19 protein-coding genes are annotated in these 17,236 nt (G+C 68.2%); 8 read left to right on the top strand and 11 right to left on the bottom strand.

The genetic code is table 11. The annotated features are described in order from the left end of the window. Positions 1–98: 98 nt before the first annotated feature. On the top strand, positions 99–353 hold the full coding sequence (locus tag AAFP30_RS02505; RefSeq protein WP_419228245.1) for a PspC domain-containing protein: 255 nt from the start codon (positions 99–101) through the stop codon (positions 351–353). Positions 354–363: 10 nt separating this feature from the next. On the opposite strand, the gene AAFP30_RS02500 is transcribed toward AAFP30_RS02505, so the two are convergent. From AAFP30_RS02500 to AAFP30_RS02490, 3 genes are all read right to left on the bottom strand, one after another. Beyond that, entirely contained in the window at positions 364–1,398 is a 1,035-nt protein-coding gene (locus AAFP30_RS02500) for a 6-phosphofructokinase (protein WP_419228244.1), read from the bottom strand. Between the two features lie 106 nt (positions 1,399–1,504). Then, positions 1,505–2,164: a response regulator gene (locus AAFP30_RS02495; RefSeq protein ID WP_419228243.1), complete on the bottom strand. Its 660-nt coding sequence runs from the start codon at positions 2,162–2,164 to the stop codon at positions 1,505–1,507. 5 nt (positions 2,165–2,169) lie between these two features. Next, positions 2,170–3,435 carry a sensor histidine kinase gene (locus AAFP30_RS02490; RefSeq protein ID WP_419228242.1) on the bottom strand — a complete coding sequence of 422 codons (1,266 nt, stop codon included), beginning with the start codon at positions 3,433–3,435 and terminating at the stop codon, positions 2,170–2,172. A 173-nt stretch (positions 3,436–3,608) separates the two neighbouring features. On the opposite strand from AAFP30_RS02490, the gene AAFP30_RS02485 reads away from it, so the two are divergent. Then, positions 3,609–4,229 (top strand): hypothetical protein, encoded by a 621-nt coding sequence (locus AAFP30_RS02485; protein WP_419228241.1) that lies wholly within the window; start codon positions 3,609–3,611, stop codon positions 4,227–4,229. After that, entirely contained in the window at positions 4,226–5,434 is a 1,209-nt protein-coding gene (locus AAFP30_RS02480; RefSeq protein ID WP_419228240.1) for an alpha/beta-hydrolase family protein, read from the top strand. The genes AAFP30_RS02485 and AAFP30_RS02480 overlap by 4 nt, the downstream gene beginning before the upstream one ends. Here the strand turns inward: AAFP30_RS02480 and gatA are convergent. Next, on the bottom strand, positions 5,404–6,894 hold the full coding sequence (gene gatA, locus AAFP30_RS02475) for an Asp-tRNA(Asn)/Glu-tRNA(Gln) amidotransferase subunit GatA (RefSeq protein ID WP_419228239.1): 1,491 nt from the start codon (positions 6,892–6,894) through the stop codon (positions 5,404–5,406). The two genes, AAFP30_RS02480 and gatA, sit on opposite strands and share 31 nt — an antisense overlap. Next, on the bottom strand, positions 6,891–7,205 hold the full coding sequence (gatC, locus tag AAFP30_RS02470; protein ID WP_419228238.1) for an Asp-tRNA(Asn)/Glu-tRNA(Gln) amidotransferase subunit GatC: 315 nt from the start codon (positions 7,203–7,205) through the stop codon (positions 6,891–6,893). The genes gatA and gatC overlap by 4 nt, the downstream gene beginning before the upstream one ends. A gap of 95 nt (positions 7,206–7,300) precedes the next feature. Here gatC and AAFP30_RS02465 point away from each other — a divergent pair, with 95 nt between their 5' ends. After that, positions 7,301–7,636: a YbjQ family protein gene (locus AAFP30_RS02465; RefSeq protein WP_419228237.1), complete on the top strand. Its 336-nt coding sequence runs from the start codon at positions 7,301–7,303 to the stop codon at positions 7,634–7,636. 1 nt (position 7,637) lies between these two features. Here the strand turns inward: AAFP30_RS02465 and AAFP30_RS02460 are convergent, their stop codons facing one another. Next, entirely contained in the window at positions 7,638–8,204 is a 567-nt protein-coding gene (locus AAFP30_RS02460; protein WP_419228236.1) for an antibiotic biosynthesis monooxygenase, read from the bottom strand. Between the two features lie 110 nt (positions 8,205–8,314). On the opposite strand from AAFP30_RS02460, the gene AAFP30_RS02455 reads away from it, so the two are divergent. Then, positions 8,315–8,983, top strand: a complete 669-nt coding sequence (locus AAFP30_RS02455; RefSeq protein ID WP_419228649.1) for an amino acid-binding protein — start codon at positions 8,315–8,317, stop codon at positions 8,981–8,983. A gap of 10 nt (positions 8,984–8,993) precedes the next feature. Here the strand turns inward: AAFP30_RS02455 and ligA are convergent, their stop codons facing one another. After that, on the bottom strand, positions 8,994–11,072 hold the full coding sequence (gene ligA, locus AAFP30_RS02450) for an NAD-dependent DNA ligase LigA (protein ID WP_419228235.1): 2,079 nt from the start codon (positions 11,070–11,072) through the stop codon (positions 8,994–8,996). Positions 11,073–11,169: 97 nt separating this feature from the next. Here ligA and AAFP30_RS02445 point away from each other — a divergent pair, with 97 nt between their 5' ends. The 3 genes from AAFP30_RS02445 to AAFP30_RS02435 all read left to right on the top strand — a co-directional run bounded on the left by AAFP30_RS02445 (position 11,170) and on the right by AAFP30_RS02435 (position 13,203). Beyond that, a complete protein-coding gene (locus AAFP30_RS02445) occupies positions 11,170–11,421 on the top strand; it encodes a hypothetical protein (protein ID WP_419228234.1) in 252 nt (83 codons plus the stop codon). Positions 11,422–11,423: 2 nt separating this feature from the next. Beyond that, complete coding sequence (locus tag AAFP30_RS02440; RefSeq protein ID WP_419228233.1) at positions 11,424–11,813, top strand: MmcQ/YjbR family DNA-binding protein; 390 nt, start codon at positions 11,424–11,426, stop codon at positions 11,811–11,813. 112 nt (positions 11,814–11,925) lie between these two features. Next, positions 11,926–13,203, top strand: a complete 1,278-nt coding sequence (locus AAFP30_RS02435; RefSeq protein WP_419228232.1) for an MFS transporter — start codon at positions 11,926–11,928, stop codon at positions 13,201–13,203. A 69-nt stretch (positions 13,204–13,272) separates the two neighbouring features. On the opposite strand, the gene AAFP30_RS02430 is transcribed toward AAFP30_RS02435, so the two are convergent. The 4 genes from AAFP30_RS02430 to AAFP30_RS02415 all read right to left on the bottom strand — a co-directional run bounded on the left by AAFP30_RS02430 (position 13,273) and on the right by AAFP30_RS02415 (position 17,197). Next, on the bottom strand, positions 13,273–14,280 hold the full coding sequence (locus tag AAFP30_RS02430) for a vitamin-B12 independent methionine synthase (protein ID WP_419228231.1): 1,008 nt from the start codon (positions 14,278–14,280) through the stop codon (positions 13,273–13,275). Beyond that, positions 14,277–15,425 (bottom strand): tRNA 2-thiouridine(34) synthase MnmA, encoded by a 1,149-nt coding sequence (gene mnmA, locus AAFP30_RS02425; protein WP_419228230.1) that lies wholly within the window; start codon positions 15,423–15,425, stop codon positions 14,277–14,279. The genes AAFP30_RS02430 and mnmA overlap by 4 nt, the downstream gene beginning before the upstream one ends. Continuing rightward, positions 15,425–16,627 carry a cysteine desulfurase family protein gene (locus AAFP30_RS02420; protein ID WP_419228648.1) on the bottom strand — a complete coding sequence of 401 codons (1,203 nt, stop codon included), beginning with the start codon at positions 16,625–16,627 and terminating at the stop codon, positions 15,425–15,427. Before AAFP30_RS02420 ends, mnmA begins: the two co-directional genes overlap by 1 nt. Positions 16,628–16,729: 102 nt before the next feature. Beyond that, on the bottom strand, positions 16,730–17,197 hold the full coding sequence (locus AAFP30_RS02415) for a nitroreductase/quinone reductase family protein (protein ID WP_419228229.1): 468 nt from the start codon (positions 17,195–17,197) through the stop codon (positions 16,730–16,732). Positions 17,198–17,236 lie beyond the last annotated feature (39 nt).

Below are 17,236 nucleotides of genomic sequence, written 5' to 3'. Positions count from 1 at the left end.
TGCGCATCAGCGGTAAACCCGGGTCCGGGTCAGGGCAAACCCCGATGCCCCCGCGTCGCCTGCTGCGTAGCGTCGGTGATGACTCGAAAGGAACCATCATGACGACCCCCGTGCCCGCCACCCAACGCTTGATGCGCTCCCGCGACGACCGCTGGATCGGCGGTGTCTGCGGCGGAATCGCCGAACGCTACGGCTGGGATGCCACCCTGATCCGCGTCCTGTTCGTGGCGTCGATCCTGCTGCCCGGGCCGCAGGTGCTGCTCTATCTCATTCTGTGGGTGATCATCCCGCGCGAACCGGCCGTCTCGAACGTCGCCTACGCACCGCCGATCACCTACCCGCCGGCGAGTTGATCGTGTCGGGTCACCCGAAGATGACCCGCACCTCCTGGTATTGATCCGACGGCACCTGCTTCGGGTTCGCCAGCGCCTCGTCGAAGGTGATGCGTACGACGTCGGTTCCGCGCAGGGCGACCATCTTGCCCCACGCCTTGTCGGCGACGAGATCGCTGACGGCCATACCGAAGCGGGTGGCGAGCACCCGGTCGTAGGCGCTCGGCACACCGCCGCGCTGGATGTGCCCGAGGACAGTCGCACGGGTCTCGATGCCGGTGCGATCCTCGATCAGCGGTGCCAGCACCTCCGCGATGCCGCCGAGGCGGGGCCGGTTGAAACCGTCGAGCCCTTTGACCGAGTACTCCTCTTTCATATCTGGGAGCTTGAAGCCTTCGGCGACGACGACCATCGGGGAACGGCCGCGGCTCTTGACGCCGGTGACCCAGGCGCAGATCTGGTCGAGGCTCTCCGGCTGTTCGGGGATGAGGATCGCGTGGGCGCCGCCGGCGATCCCGGAGTGCAGGGCGATCCACCCGGCGTGCCGGCCCATCACCTCGAGCACCATGCAGCGCTTGTGTGAGTTGCCGGTGGTCCGCAGGCGATCGATCGCCTCGGTCGCGATCTCCACGGCCGTGTTGAATCCGAAGGTGTAGTCGGTGGCGTCGATGTCGTTGTCGATGGTCTTGGGGACGCCGACGATGTTGATGCCGTCTTCGAAAAGCCGCTTCGACGCGGACGCGGTCCCTTCGCCGCCGATCGCGATGACACCGTCGATGCCCAGGTTCTTCAGGACCTTCTTGATGTTCTCCGGACCCCCGTCGGGTTCGGAGTAGGGCCCGAATCGGCTGGTACCCAGAATCGTTCCGCCCTCATTCGACAGGCCCCGGACCACGGTGCGATCGAGTTCCATGATGTCGCCGTAGACCAGGCCGTACCAGCCGTCGCGGAAGCCGACGTACTCGTGCCCGTAAACGGTCTGGCCCTTGAGCACCGCGCCGCGGATCACCGCGTTCAGTCCTGGGCAGTCGCCGCCACTGGTGAGAATGCCGAACCTCTTGGCCATCTATCGCAACCTCTCTGGGCAACACCGCAGTTGTCGGATACTTCCAGCGTCACTCAATCTAGTGGGCGACGGCGACGTTTGCCCGATGTCGCCCAGAACTCGGGCCCTATTTGAGGCCGTTCTCATAGGCGAACACCACGGCCTGCGCGCGATCGCGTAGTCCGAGCTTTCCCAGCACGTTGCTGACGTGGGTCTTCACCGTCTGCTCAGAGACAAACAGCGTCGCGGCGATCTCGGCATTGGACTGACCGTCGGCGACGAGATCGAGGACCTCTCGTTCCCGCGGGGTCAGCCCGTCGGCGGCCTGTGTGCGCGGCGTCCGCGTGCGGCGTGCGGTGACCTCTTCGATGAGTCGTCGGGTGATCGACGGCGCCAACAACGCCTCACCGGCCGCGACCACCCGCACCGCGCGCACGAGTTCATCGGCCGGGGCGTCTTTCAGCAGGAACCCCGACGCGCCGATCCGCAGCGCCTCGAAGACATAGTCGTCGATGTCGAACGTGGTCAGCATCAGGACGCGGGTGCGCGCATCGGAAGACGCCGGCACGGCCCGCAAGATCTCGGCGGCCGCGGTCAACCCGTCCTTGCGCGGCATCCGCACATCCATCAGGACGACATCCGGCCGCACCCGAGCGCAGAGTTCCACTGCTGCCACGCCATCGGCGGCGTCGCCGAGCACCGAGATGTCGGGTTGGGCGGCGAGCAGCGCCGAAAATCCTTGGCGCACCATCGCTTGATCGTCGACGACGACTACGGATACCGGCACGTCGCTTAGTGTCCCACCGCCGGCAACAGGGTGTCCGCAACGCTCCCGGCGTGGGCGGGGATCTGCGCGTGGACGCGGAATCCCCCGCTGCCGTCCGGCCCGGCGGTCAGCGCACCGCCGAGGGCCGCGGCCCGCTCGGCCATCCCGGCGATACCGGTACCGAGACCCGGTAGCCCGACCGGTGCGCCCGTCGGTCCCGCGTTACGGATGTCGACGTCGACCAGCCCGGCCGCGCCATCGGTGAGGCGGACGTCGATGGGCGCACCGGGTGCGTGTCGGGTGGCGTTGGCCAGACTCTCCTGGACGATGCGATAGATCACCATCGCCGCGGCGTCACCGACCTGTTCGTGCTCGACGGTGTCGCCGACCGTGACCGTCGCGCCGGTGAGCCGGGTTGCCGCGACGAGAGAGTCGATGTCGTCGAGGCCGGGGGCCGGCAGCGCGCTCGCCCCATCATCGGTCCGCAGCACGCCGAGCAGTTGCCGCACCTCGTCGAGCGACGCTCGCGCGGCGACCGCGATCTGCTCGAATTCCGTTGCAGCGGAATCACTCACATCGTCGAGTCGATACCGTGCGGTCTGCGCCATCACCACCACCACCGACATGCGGTGCGCGACGATGTCGTGCAGATCCCGCGCGATGCGGGTCCGTTCTTCGAGGATCGCCTTCTGCGCCTCGACGAGCTGGGTCTCCTCGCTGCGGACCGCCAGTTCACGCCGCGACGACACGACCGCCCGGGCCAGCGCGACCACGACGACGGCGAACGTCGCCGCGAACACCCATCCGCCCCGGGCACTCGGCGGCGCGACCTGGAACAGCACCACCGACGTGCACAGCCAGATCACCGGCAGCCACGCCATCGGCGCCCGCAGGTACGCGGTCAGCGTCAGCACCAGCAGCGCGATCAGATGGGTGACCTGGATGCCCCACTCCCAGCCGTTGACCGTGGGTACGAGCAGCCCGATGAGCTGGGCCGAGACCACCGAGACCGCCCACGCACCGACCGGTGCGGCCCATGCGAAAGCAAGCGGAAACGCCGCGAATGCCGCAACAACCGGCAACGTATAGGCCGGTAGGTCGTGGGTCTGCGGTAGTACGGGCCACGAGATCGCGTACATGATGGCCGCGACCGCCAGGAAGAACCAGTTGACCCGCGACGAAAAGTAGTGTCGCACCGCGGGGTCCCGCGCCGGTGGCAGCTGGGACACCACGCGTGTCGCCGCGACGGCCGTCGCCGAACCCGTTGCCCGCACCCGTTGAAACATCGTCATCACCTCAATCGTCCACGGTAGGCGGACGACACGCGCATGTCCTCATACTTTCGAGGGATTCCCGGCCTCACCCTCGAGTACCAGACCGCATCCAAAGCTCGCCGGGACGCCGAGCAGCGAATCCCACGCTCGGATGATGTGTTGTCGCACAACCGATTTCTAGCGTCAATCCCATGCGAACCCACATTCGCCGGCGAGCCGCGGCCGCGGTCACCGGCATCATCGTCTCGGCAACAACGATTTTCGGTCCCGTCGCCGCCCACGCGTCGCCCGGCGACCAGGACACTGCGGCCGTCGTCACTGCGGAGATGACGAGCCCGGCCGGCCGGACCATCGTCGACCTGTTGTCGGACCGGCCACTGCGGGCGCTCGACGATGTGCCGCCGGACTTCGGCGACCGGTTCGGCTACCAACCGCAGGCGCGAGATGGCTATCCGGTCAATCCGGCCGGAGCATGCTCTTCCCCGGTCCCGCTGCCGGGCCGGTTCGAAAAGCTCTGCGCCACCCATGATTTCGGCTACGATCTGCTGCGCTACGCGGCCGATCGAGGACATCCGTTGAGCGGGTGGGCGCGACTGCGACTCGATCGGCAGCTCGTGGCGCGGATGCACGCCGCCTGTTCGTCGCCGCTGTGCACGGCCACCGCAGTGCTCGCCGCGGCCGGACTGGGCGTCAACACGTGGCGACAGTACGACGGCGTGCCGGTTCGCGGCGAGTCGGTCGGCGACCTCGTCGTCACCAGCGTCACCCGGGCCGCGGCTGCGGTGACCGCCCGGTCGGGAGCCCAACGGTGAACGCGCCCACCTCACCCGATCGCTATCGTCGTCGCGCAAGCTGGCCGCATCCCGGTGTCGCCGTGCTGGCTTGTCTGGGCGCCCTGATCGCGCTGTGGCCGTGCAGTCTGCCCAGGTCGGCGACGATTTCCGGGGTGCTGACGGCGGGATGCGTGGGACTGGCGACGGTTGCGGGATCGTGGTGCACACGCGGTCGCCCGTTTCGCCCCGCGGGCGCGGCGGCAGGTGTGCTGGCGGCGACCGGCGCGATCGTCTGCATCGGGGTGGTGAGTACCGCGTGGCAGGACGCCCTGCGTGCGGATGTCGGCGCACCGCGGGCCGGCATCGGGTGGTGGGCGGTGTCCACCGTTCCGGCGATCGGGCTGTTCTGCGCGATCGTCCTGGTGCCCCGCGCGACCGCGGTCACGTTCGCCGCCGGCGCCGCACTCCTCGCCGGCTATCTGCCCGCGGCACATGCCGACAAGCCCGCACCGCATCGGGCGGCCCCAGCGGCACCGGTGCTCTATCAGCCCGACGACGTCGATCACCTCATCGGAGCCCACCGCCTGGTGACGCGGTGGGTCCGGGAGGGAGGTCTCGCGCGTGGGCATGTGGTGATCGCCGTACCGACCGGCTCCGGCTGGGTGGATGAGACGGCGGTGACCGGTTTCGTGCATCGGTTCGGTGGCGATGTCACGGTGCTGGCGCTGCAATACGCCCACCAATCGTCCTGGCGGGCCTTCGTCGGCGACCGCGCCGCGGCCGGGCGGAGTACGACCGCGCTGCTGCGCGAGGTCATCGCTGTGCGGGACCGGCAACGACCAGAGCACCGACCGGCGATCCATCTCTACGGGCAGAGCCTCGGCGCGGTCGGCGCCGACGAGGCCCGCGCCTGGGCGGCGAGACATCACCCGGGCGCGGTGGGCGACACGCTGCTGGCCGGGGCGCCCGCCGACACCCTCGGCGCATCGATGTCGGGCGATCACCGGACGGTGCTGGCGAACCGCTCGGATCCGGTCGCCCGATGGTCGATCGCACTACTGTGGCGACTCGCCCGTCTACCGGCCGACACAATCACCACCGGCCGGTCGACACGTCGCCCGCCCTGGCTGCCGCTGGTCGGGTTCGTGCAGACCAGTGTGGACCTGCTGACCTCGCTCGACGGCCCGCCGGGCATCGGCCACCGGTATGCGAGTTACCCGATGGGGCCGCGCGCCGCTTCGTAGGCCGCGCCGACGCGGTAGAGCCGGTCGTCGGCCAGTGCCGGTGCCATGATCTGCAGTCCGACCGGCAGTCCGTCGTCGGCGGACACACCCGACGGCACCGACATGGCGCCGACGCCGGCGAGGTTCACCGGGAGGGTGCACAGGTCGAACAGGTACATGGCCAGCGGGTCGTCGACCTTCTCCCCGATCTTGAACGCGGTGGTCGGGGTGGTCGGCGACACCAGGACGTCGACCTTCTCGAAGGCCGTGGTGAAGTCGCGCGAGATGAGGGTCCGCACCTTCTGCGCCTGCCCGTAATAGGCGTCGTAATACCCGGACGAGAGCGCGTAGGTGCCGATCATGATGCGGCGCTTGACCTCCGGACCGAAACCGGCCTCGCGGGTCAGGGCCATGACCTCTTCGGCGCTGTGCGATCCATCGTCGCCGACGCGCAGTCCGTAGCGCATCGCGTCGAAACGCGCGAGGTTGCTCGACACCTCCGACGGCAGGATCAGGTAGTAGGCGCCGAGCGCGTAGGTGAAGTGCGGGCAGGAGACCTCGACGACCTCGGCACCGCGATCGGTGAGCACCTGCAGGGCCGCGCGGAACGAGTCGAGGACGCCGGCCTGGTAGCCCTCGCCCTGCAGCTCGGTGACCACGCCGACGCGGACACCCGAAAGATCTTGTTCCACACCAAATTTCGCAGCAGCCACCATGTCGGGCACAGGGGCATCGATGGAGGTGGAGTCGCGGGGGTCGTGTCCGGCGATCACCTGATGCAGCAGCGCGGTGTCGAGGACGGTGCGACCGCACGGGCCACCCTGATCCAACGACGACGCGCACGCGACGAGGCCGTACCGGGAGACGGTGCCGTAGGTCGGCTTGACGCCGACGGTTGCGGTGACCGCGGCCGGCTGCCGGATGGAGCCACCGGTGTCGGTACCGATGGCCAGCGGCGCCTCGTAGGAGGCGAGTGCGGCGGCGCTACCGCCACCGGAACCACCGGGAATCCTGGTGGTGTCCCACGGGTTTCGGGTCACCTGATAGGCAGAGTTCTCGGTGGAGCTACCCATCGCGAACTCGTCCATGTTGGTCTTGCCGAGGATCGGGATACCCGCGGCCCGCAGCCTGGCGGTGACCGTCGCGTCGTACGGCGGCACCCAGCCCTCGAGGATCTTGGAACCGCACGTGGTGGGCGCGTCGACCGTGGTGAAGACGTCTTTGAGGGCGATCGGCACACCGGCCAGCGGCGACGGCGCGTTGCCGGCGGCGATCGCGTCGTCGGCGGCCTTCGCGGCGACAAGCGCCTCGGCCCCGCTGACGTGCAGGAACGCGCCCAGCTGTTCGTCGACTTCGGCGATCCGGTCGAGGTGCGCCTGGGTGACCTCGACCGACGAGAGTTCGCGCGCGCCGATCTTGTCGGCCAGTTCGGCGGCGGTCAGACCGGTGATATCGCCGGCGGCACGGGTATCGGCGCTCATTCTTCCTCCCCCAGGATCTGCGGAACCGCGAAGCGGTCCTGTTCGACGGCGGGCGCACCGGAGAGGGCCTGCTCGGTGGTCAGACACTGCACCGCGGTGTCCGGGCGCAGGACGTTGGCCAGCTCCGCAGGATGTGCGGTACCCGGGACGTCGTCGGCGGCAACTTCGGACACCTGCGCCACGTGGGCGAGAATCGAATCGAGTTGCTGCGCGTACTGGTCGAGTTCGTCGTCGGTCAGCGCGAGCCGGGACAGCCTGGCCAAGTGCGCGACCTCCTCCCGAGAGATCGCCGAGGATGCTCCGTCCGACATCGCCGCGTCCTTTCTCACCGTGTCATTCATGTCGGCCACCAGCCTATGGGAGCAGCCCGACGCTCCTGCATCGGCGTCGGCCGTACCGTGGAGAAATGATCATCGTCACAACGAATGACATTCCCGGCTACCGCATCGCCCATACGTTCGGCGAGTGCTTCGGCCTCACCGTGCGCTCCCGAAACATCGGCTCGAATATCGGTGCCGGATTCAAGTCCATGGCCGGCGGCGAACTCAAGGGCATCACCCAACTCCTGCACGACTGCCGCCAGGAGGCGCTGCACCGGTTGGCAGAGGAGGCCCAGCAGCGCGGCGCCAATGCCGTGGTGGCGTTCCGGTTCGAGACCACCGAGTTCGGTGGCACCGGCATCGAGGTCTGCGCTTACGGCACCGCAGTCGGCGTCGAACAGTTGGCGCCCGGCCAACACTGACTCACGACAACCATCGGTGTAGCCGAGCGGTGATCCACGGCAGGACGAGGTAGACCATCAGCGGGGTGTTGATCAGTGTCGCGATGAGCGTCTTGGCCGCGAGCGGCAGATCGCCGAGATGCGCGATGACGCCGTAATTGATCACCAGCGACAGCGGGAAGAAGCCCAGCCAGATGGTGATCGCCTGCTTCCAGCGCGGTGGTGGCGCACCGACCACCCGGACGGCCTCGGTCCGATGCTGTTGCGGCTCGAACCAGCCCTCGATGCCGGAGAGTCGGTGGGTGGCGTACTCGACGGCAACACCTTCACCACGGGAGAGCCACGCCTTGCGCACCGGCGAGCGCTGCCAGTCGTCCATCGTCTGATCGTCAGCGAATCGGTAGACGACGTAATACTCGTCACTGATGCGCGAGTTCCGCAGCCAGCCGCCGCCGAGAAATCCCGGGAAGGTGCGTGCCAGCGCGATGCCGGCGTCGGTCCAGCCGACGAACTCATGCTCCCGACCAGGCGTGATGCGCCGCGCGACCGATGCAGTGACCTGCGTCGATCCACCGTTGTCCGAATCCATGGGGTCCATGGTCGCGCGGTCGGGCGGCCCGCGCAGTCATCGGCCACCGATGTCACGTGTGACACAGGCGCGCGTGGCTCGTCACACGCCCGACACGGCGCAGTGCGACAATTGCGGCCGTGTCCTACCTGTTGCGGGTCTACCTCGAAGATCGGCCGGGCAGCCTCGGACTGCTCGCCGTCCAGCTCGGCTCGGTGGGCGCTGACATCCTCTCGCTGGAGGTTGTCGAGCGCGGCGACGGCTATGCCGTCGACGACCTGGTGGTCGACGTGGCCCCCGGCGCCCTCCCCGACAGCCTGATCACGGCTGCCGAGAAGGTGAAGGGAGTGCGAGTCGATTCCATCCGCCCCTACGCCGGACTCCTCGACACCCATCGGGAACTCGAGCTCGTCGATCAGGTCGCCACGGCCGGCCGGGATCGGCTGCAGGTCCTCGTCGACAACGCGCCACGGGTGTTGCGCGTGTCCTGGGCGACAGTCGTCACCGACGCCAGTGGCGGTGTGCTGCAACTGTTCGGCAGTTCCGGCGCCCCGGAAACCCCGCTCGGTCACGTCGACTGGTTGCCGATCGAACATGCGGCGCAACTGGATTCGGAAGCGGACTGGGTGCCGCAGGCCTGGCAGGACATGGACATGCGGATGGCCGCGGCACCACTGGGCAAGGGCGACAAGGCGATTCTGCTCGGCCGCATCGGCGGGCCCGATTTCCGGCCGTCGGAGATCGCCCGCCTCGGCTACCTCGCGGGGATCGTGTCGACAGTCCTGCGCGCAGAGGGCTGAGCACTGGACCTCACTCGGTAGCCGGTCCCTCCCCCGTTTCCAGCAACACCTTGAACGCGTCCTCATCGAGCACCGGGACGCCGAGTTGTTCGGCCTTGTCCGCCTTGCTGCCCGGTGAGTCCCCGACGACGACGTAGTCCGTCTTTTTCGACACCGAGCCCGACGCCTTGCCGCCGCGCACCAGGATCGCCTCCTTGGCGCCGTCGCGGGAGAAGTCCTGCAGCGATCCGGTGACGACGATCGTCTTGCCCTCAAGGGTTCGTGCGATGGAGTCGTCGCGCTCATCCTCCATGGAAACGCCTGCGGCGCGCCATTTCTCGACGATCTCGCGGTGCCAGTCGACGGTGAACCAGTCGTGAATGCTCTGCGCGAGTGTCATGCCCAGGCCCTCGACGCCGGCGAGATCCTCGACGGTCGCATCCTCGATGGCCTGCAACGCACCGAACTCGGTGGCCAGCGCCCGCGCGGCGGTCGGGCCGACGTGCCGGATCGACAGGCCGACCAGGACGCGCCACAGCGCCACCTTCTTGGCGCCGTCGAGGTTGGCGAGCAGGCGTTTGCCGTTGGCCGAGAGTGCACCCGCCTTGGTGGTGAACAGGTCGGTCTTGACGAGGTCGTCGGCGGTCAGCCCGAACAGATCGCCCTCGTTGTGGATGACGCCGGAGGTCAGCAGCGCGGTGGCTGCCTCGTAGCCGAGCGCCTCGATGTCGAAGGAGCCGCGGCCGGCCAGGTGGAACAGCCGCTCCCGCAGCTGCGCCGGACAGGATTCGGCATTGGGGCAACGGATATCGACGTCGCTGTCCTTCTCCGGACGTAGGTCGGACCCGCATTCCGGACACTGAGTGGGCATCACGAACTCGCGTTCACTGCCGTCGCGGACGTCGACCACCGGGCCGAGGACCTCGGGGATCACGTCGCCGGCCTTGCGGATGGTGACGGTGTCCCCGATGAGCACGCCCTTGCGTTTGACCTCGGACTCGTTGTGCAGGGTGGCGCGGGACACGGTGGATCCGGCGACGAGAACGGGCTCCATGAACGCGAACGGGGTGACGCGGCCGGTGCGGCCGACGCCGACCTTGATGTCGAGCAGCGTGGTGGTGGCCTCTTCCGGTGGGTACTTGTAGGCGATGGCCCACCGCGGCGCCCGCGACGTCGCACCGAGGCGACGCTGCAGGGTGACGTCGTCGACCTTGACGACGATGCCGTCGATCTCGTGTTCGACGTCGTGGCGATGCTCGCCCCAGTAGGCGATCTTGTCCAGGATCTCTTGGGTGCCAGAGACTTTGGTGGTGTGCGTGGAGACCGGCAGGCCCCACTCCCCGATCGCGAGGTACGCGTCATGCAACGACTCCGGCCGCCACCCCTCGGTGTGGCCGATGCCGTGGCAGATCATTCGGAGTCGGCGGCGGGCGGTGATCTGCGGATTCTTCTGCCGTAGCGATCCGGCGGCAGAATTACGGGGGTTGGCGAAGGGTGCCTTGCCATCCTCGACCAGCGACGCGTTGAGCGCCTCGAAGTCCTCCACCCGGAAGAACACCTCGCCGCGCACCTCGAGCACATGCGGGATCGGGTAGGTCGTCGACTCGGCAAGTCGTTGCGGCACATCCTCGATGGTGCGCGCATTGAGGGTGACGTTCTCACCGGTGCGGCCGTCACCCCGGGTGACCGCGCGGGTCAGGACGCCGTCGGTGTACACCAGGCTCAGCGCCACACCGTCGATCTTCAACTCGCACAAGAACTCCACGCCGGTCCCGGTGTCGGCCTCGACGCGATCGACCCAGGCCCGCATCTCGTCGGAGTCGAAGACGTTGTCCAGGGACATCATTCGTTCGAGGTGATCGACCGGCGTGAATGCGGTGGAGAAGCCGCCGCCGACGAGCTTGGTCGGCGAGTCGGGTGCGGCAAGTTCCGGGTGCTGGTCCTCGAGATCCTGCAGTTTGCGCAGCAGGGTGTCGAACTCGCCGTCGGTGATGATGGGCGAGTCCTTGACGTAATAGCGGAACTGGTGGTCACGGATCTCGTCGGCGAGCGTCGACCACTGCTCACGCAGGTCGGCGCTGATGTCCTGGGTTCCGACTTGTTCTGCCACCCTCAAAGCGTAGCGAAGGGGTCCGACAGCCACGATTTCGTCCGACCGGGACGCTACGGTGGGGACAGACCGTCGGAGAATCGAAGGAGACGCCGCCATGACACCCCGCGATCACCGACTGCGGAACTTCGAGGTCGACACGCTGCGGGTGGGCGACACCGCGCCCGAGACCGACCCGGCACGCCCGCGCTGCACGTCCACCTCGTTCACCGGCGCGCACTGGTGGCTGTGCGACCGAGCCGACGAGCACACCGGGGAGCACGCCACGATCTCCTTCTCCGGTCTGGTGCTGGCCACCTGGATCGACGGCGACTTCGACGCGCTGCTCACCGACTCCGGACGGAGCTGACCATGCCGCACCCCATCATGTTCGACGACGACGATCCCATTCTGGTCCGGGTGCGCGAGATCGCCCTCGCGCTCCCGGATGCCACCGAAGTGGTCGCGCACGGTCGCCCAACGTTCCGGTGCGGCAAGATGTTCGGCAATTACGGCGGCAGCGTCAAGGGCACCAAGGTCCGCCACGACCAGTGCATCCTCTTCATCCCCGACGAGGCTGAACGCCAAGCGCTGCTGGGTGATTCACGATTCTTCTTACCCGCCTACCTCGGGCCGTACGGGTGGCTCGGTCTGCTACTCGACGACGACACGGACTGGACCGAGGTCGGCGAACTCCTCGATGCGAGTTACCGGCAGGTGGCACCGAAACGCTCCATCGCCAAGTTGCCTGAACGCGACTGACCCACCTGCGTATCCGCTTGCCGGGCAATCAAATCCGACATTTCGGGCACCGCGTCGAAGACCCTTGTTTCGCGTTGCGAAGGGTCTAGGGTGAGGCGTGGGAGGTACCGACATGGCATCGAACACGTCATCACGAGAACGATTGACCCCGGACCAGCGCAACTCCTTCGCCGCCGCCTACCTCGGCTGGGCAATGGACGCCTTCGACTACTTCCTCGTGGTGCTGATCTACGCCGACATCGCCAAGGACTTCGGCGTACCGCTGACGCAGATGGCGCTGATCACCACCATGACGCTGATCATGCGTCCGGTGGGCGCATTCATCTTCGGCATGTGGGCCGACCGCAAGGGCCGTCGTATCCCATTGATGGCCGATGTCACGTTCTACAGCATCGTCGGCTTCCTCTGCGCGTTCGCACCCAACTTCTGGATCCTGATGGTGCTGCGCATGCTCTACGGGATCGGGATGGGCGGCGAGTGGGGCCTCGGGGCCGCGCTGGCCATGGAGAAGATCCCGGCGTCGCGCCGCGGATTCTTCTCCGGCTTCCTGCAGAGCGGGTACTCGATGGGCTACCTGTGCGCCTCCCTCGCCTTCCTGCTGCTCAACACCTGGTTGGGCCTGAACTGGCGGTGGATGTTCGCGTTGTCCATCATCCCGGCGCTGATCAGCCTGTTCATCCGGGCCCGCGTCGAGGAGTCGGCGGCATGGGAGGCCACCCGCAAGCGAGTGAAGCAGACCCAAACCTCCGCCCGCCAGATCTGGTCGAATCCGGCGATCTGGCGTCGCTTCATCTTCCTCATCCTGCTGATGACCGCCTTCAACTGGATGAGCCACGGCACCCAGGACATCTATCCGACGTTCCTCAAGGCCACCGACGACCTCGGCGCCGGACTCGCCAAGAGCACCGCCACCTGGATCGCGGTGATCTACAACCTCGGCGCGATCATCGGCGGCCTGATCGCCGGTGCGCTATCGGAGCGGTACGGACGCAAGGTGCTGATCATCGCGTGCGCGCTGCTCGCACTGCCGATCGTCCCGCTGTTCGCCTACTCCACCACCGCCGGCAGCCTGGCGCTCGGCTCATTCCTGATGCAGGTGATGGTGCAGGGTGCGTGGGGTGTCATCCCCGCCCATCTCACCGAGTTGTCCCCCGACGAGATCCGCGGCTTCTACCCCGGTGTCACCTACCAGCTCGGCAACTGCCTGGCCGCGTTCAACCTGCCCATCCAGGAGGCGATCGCCGGCAGCCACGGGTACCCGTTCGCACTGACGGTCACCATCGTGCCGGTGCTGATCTCGGTGATCGTGCTGACCGCGATCGGCCGGGAACGCAAGGGCGTGGAGTTCGGGACGGCGCAGGCCAGTGCGAGTGTGGGGACGTCGACCTGAGGCCGAGAGGTTTCGACAGACGCTCGCTCAGCTCGCGCCTCGCGGGCTGCTCAACCATCGAGGGGTGAGTCAGAGCGCATCCGGATCGGCGCCGAGCAACTCCCCTGCCTTCGCGCAGATTCCCAGTGCCGACTTGGCCCACTCTGGGGTGGCTCCGGCCAACCCACAGGTCGGGCTGACAAGGATGTTCTGCGCCAGCACTTTTCGGTTCAGGCCGATCCGATCGACGAGGCCGGCCAGGCCGGTCGCCACCGTCTCCGCACGGACGTCGCGTCCACCGCGAGCGCTCGGTACGACACCGGCGATCAGCACGTCACCGCGATCGATGAGCCCGCCGATGCCGTCGAGCGCGGCGGAGTCGGGTGCGGTCACATCCAGCGACCACGCCACCCCGCGAAGCTTCTCCACCAGATCCCATCGCGGTGCGGCGCAGCTGTGCACGACGACCGGCCGATCGACGTATTCGATGATCTGCGTGAGGGATTCGACGACATCCTGGACGGGGACGGCGCGGATGGTGTCGAATCGGGTGAGTGGGGTGACCGCCCCGTCGATGACCGAGCCGATCATCGGTTCGTCGAGCTGCACGATGACCTCGGCACCCAAACGCCGGGTGACCTCCGCGACGAGTTCGTGGGCGCCCTCGGCGGTGGAGGCGACCACGTCCCGCCAGGCGCCGGTGTCACGTAATGCCTTGTGCCCATTCGGTAATTCGACCGACGCCGACAGCGTGAACGGCCCCGCGAGCTGGATCTTGACCGGTCGCCCGCTGCCGATGAAACCTGCGGTGTCCCAGAGTTCTTCGATGGCGTCGAGATCGGCGCGCAGGAAGTCGCGGGCGCGACGAGCGAGGCCGGACCCGCGTCCGGCGAGGCGGTAGCCGGTGACCCCGGCATCCATCGGCAGGTCGACGAGGATCGCCGCCATCCGGCCGATCATGTCGGCTCCGGCACCGCGCGCGGGGAGTTCGGCCAGGTGCGGAAAGTCCAGTTCGCCGTTGATGATTGCGGCCGTCTCACGAGGGTCGGTGCCCGGCATCGAGCCAATGCCGGTGCCGACCCCGGTCGGCAGGTTCACGCGTCGACGCCGGAGGCGACCGGGTGTACCGCCGCGCCGGACGCCGGGTCGGAGTCGGTGGCCAGGATGCGACCGCAGCCGAGGACAAGGTCGCCACGATCGGCGTCGGGCAGGTAGAGCACCGCGGCCTGTCCCCGGGCAACTCCGGTGAGCGGCTCGCGCAGGGCGATCTCGATCATCGGTGCGCCGTCGGCGTCGACGGTCGGGGTGGCGACCACGGGCGCGAGGCCACCGTGGGCGCGTACCTGCACCATGGCCTCGACGGGACCGTCGGGGACCTGACCCGAGGTCCACACGGCGCGATGCGCAGTGATCGACCAGACGTCGAGGTGCTCGGCGGAGCCGACGGTGACGGTGCCGGAGTCGGGGTCGATGCCGGTGACGTAGCGGGGCTTGCCGTCGGCGGCGGGTGCCTCGATGCCGAGGCCCTTGCGCTGGCCGATGGTGAAGCCATGGACGCCGTCGTGTTCGGCGAGCGCCTCACCGGTGTCGGCGTCGACGACGGCGCCCGGGCGAATTCCGATTCGCGCGCCGAGGAAGGCGCGGGTGTCACCGGTCGGGATGAAGCAGATGTCGTGGGAATCCGGCTTGTCCGCGGTGATCAGGCCACGCTCGGCGGCCTCGGCGCGGATCTGTGCCTTGGGGGTGTCGCCGATCGGGAACATGGCGCGGTCGAGCTGCTCGCGGGTCAGCACCGCAAGGACGTAGGACTGGTCCTTGTCGTCGTCGACGGCACGACGCAGCTCACCGTCGGCCAGCTGCGCGTAGTGCCCGGTGGCCAGCGCATCGAAGCCGAGGGCCATCGCCTTCTGCGACAGCGCGGCGAACTTGATCTTCTCGTTGCAGGTCAGGCACGGATTCGGGGTCTCGCCTGCGGCGTAGGCCGCGACGAACTCGTCGATCACGTCGTCCTTGAAGCGGTCGGCGAAGTCCCACACGTAGAACGGGATGCCCAGGACGTCGGCGACGCGCCGGGCGTCGGAGGCGTCCTCCTTGGAGCAGCAGCCCCGCGATCCGGTGCGCAGCGCACCCGGTGCCGTCGACAGCGCGAGGTGCACGCCGACGACGTCGTGCCCGGCGTCGACGGCCCGCGCGGCGGCGACCGAGGAATCGACCCCGCCACTCATGGCGACCAGTACCCGCATCAGCGTCCCTTTCCGCTCGGTGACGACACCAGACCTGCGGCCCGCGCACGGTCGACGACCTCGCCGATGACCTCGGCCACGGCGTCGATGTCGGCGTCGGTGGTGGTCGGCGCCAGCGAGAACCGCAGCGATCCGCGTGCGGTGGCCACGTCGAGTCCCATGGCCAGCAGCACGTGGCTGGCCTGGGCGACACCGGCGGTGCAGGCCGAACCGGTAGAGCATTCGACGCCGTTGGCGTCGAGCAGCATCAGCAACGAGTCGCCCTCGCAGCCCTCGAACGAGACGTGCGCGTTGCCCGGCAGCCGATCGGCACCGATCGGGCCGTTGATTCGGGTGCCCGGCAGGTCCAGGAGGATGTCGAGGAGTCGATTACGGCGCTGCGCCACCGACTCGGCGTCAGTGGCGAGGTGCTCGACGGCGTGCGCGAGGGCGGTCGCCATGCCGACCGCACCGGCGACGTCCTGGGTGCCCGAACGCACGTCGCGTTCGTGGCCGCCGCCGTGCAGCAGCGGCACGCAGTCGACGTCGCGGCGCAGCAGCAGCGCGCCGATGCCCTGGGGTCCGCCGAACTTGTGCGCGGCGATGCTCATCGCGGACAGGCCGCTGGCACCGAAGTCGACCGGGATATGTCCTACGGCCTGCACGGCGTCGGAGTGCACGGGTACCCCGAACTCGGCGCCGAGCGCAGCGACCTCGGCAATCGGTTCGATGGTGCCGACCTCGTTGTTGGCCCACATCACCGAGATCAGGGCGGTGCGCTCTGCGTGTTCGGCGAGCTCATCGCGCAGCGCGGTCAGCGAGACGGTGCCGTCCGCGTCGACCGGCAAGACCACGAGTTCGGCGTCGTCGGCCTCGGCGAGCCATCCCGCGGGATCGAGGACTGCATGGTGCTCGACGGCGGACACGATGACCCGACGACGATCCGGATTCTGCTTGCGTCGTGCCCAGTAGATGCCCTTGACGGCGAGGTTGTCGGCCTCGGTGCCGCCGCTGGTGATGATGACCTCCGACGGGCGTGCGCCGATCGAGCGGGCGATCGATTCACGGGCCTCTTCGAGCCGGCGGCGGGACCAGCGGCCGGAACCGTGCAGTGACGAGGCGTTACCGGGCTGGGCGTAGACAGCGGTCATCGCCTCGATGGCGTCGGGCAGCATCGCAGTCGACGCGGCGTGATCGAGGTAGACCGGGGCGCGGGAGGGCATGGACATGTCGTTGCCAAGGATAAACGCGTGTCGGCGGGCATCCAATTCCCGGCAGCCGGCGATCGCCGGCCGCCGGGGCTGGGAAGTTCGCGAATCGGGCGGTCAGGATTCGCGTTCGGTGAGCCGGATGACCGGCAGTTCGCGGTCGGTCTGCTCCTGATACTTCGCAAACCGCTCCGAGGAATCCGCGATCTGACGCCACGCCTTGGCGCGTTCCTCCCCGTTCAGTTGCTCGGCCCGCACCGCGACCTTGCGGCCGTCGACCTCGATGCGCACCTTGTCCGGGTTGCTCGCGATGTTGTAGTACCAGGCGGGGTTCTTGGCGGCACCATTGGCCGATGCGACGATGAGCCGGCTGCCGTTCTCGCCGGGAAACCAGCTCACCGGGTTGGTCCGCTCCTCGCCGCTCTTGCGGCCGACCGTCGTCAGCACCAGGCCCGGTGACTCACCGAAGATCTTGCCGCTCTTGCCCTTGCGGAGGAGCGTCATGACGACGCTGTTCCCGACGCGTAGCAGCAATCCGCCCGGCTGGCGGCTACCCCGCGTGCCGTTCGCTGTGGTGAAACTCATCTGGTGGCCCCTCTGCCGCTCGCTCGTACCGGATCTTCC

It is taken from the genome of Gordonia sp. CPCC 205515, assembly GCF_048537925.1.
In the GTDB taxonomy this organism is placed as follows: Bacteria; Actinomycetota; Actinomycetes; order Mycobacteriales; family Mycobacteriaceae; genus Gordonia.
The sequence above is the reverse complement of the archived record's forward strand: the minus strand, read 5'-3'. Positions and strand labels throughout refer to the sequence as shown.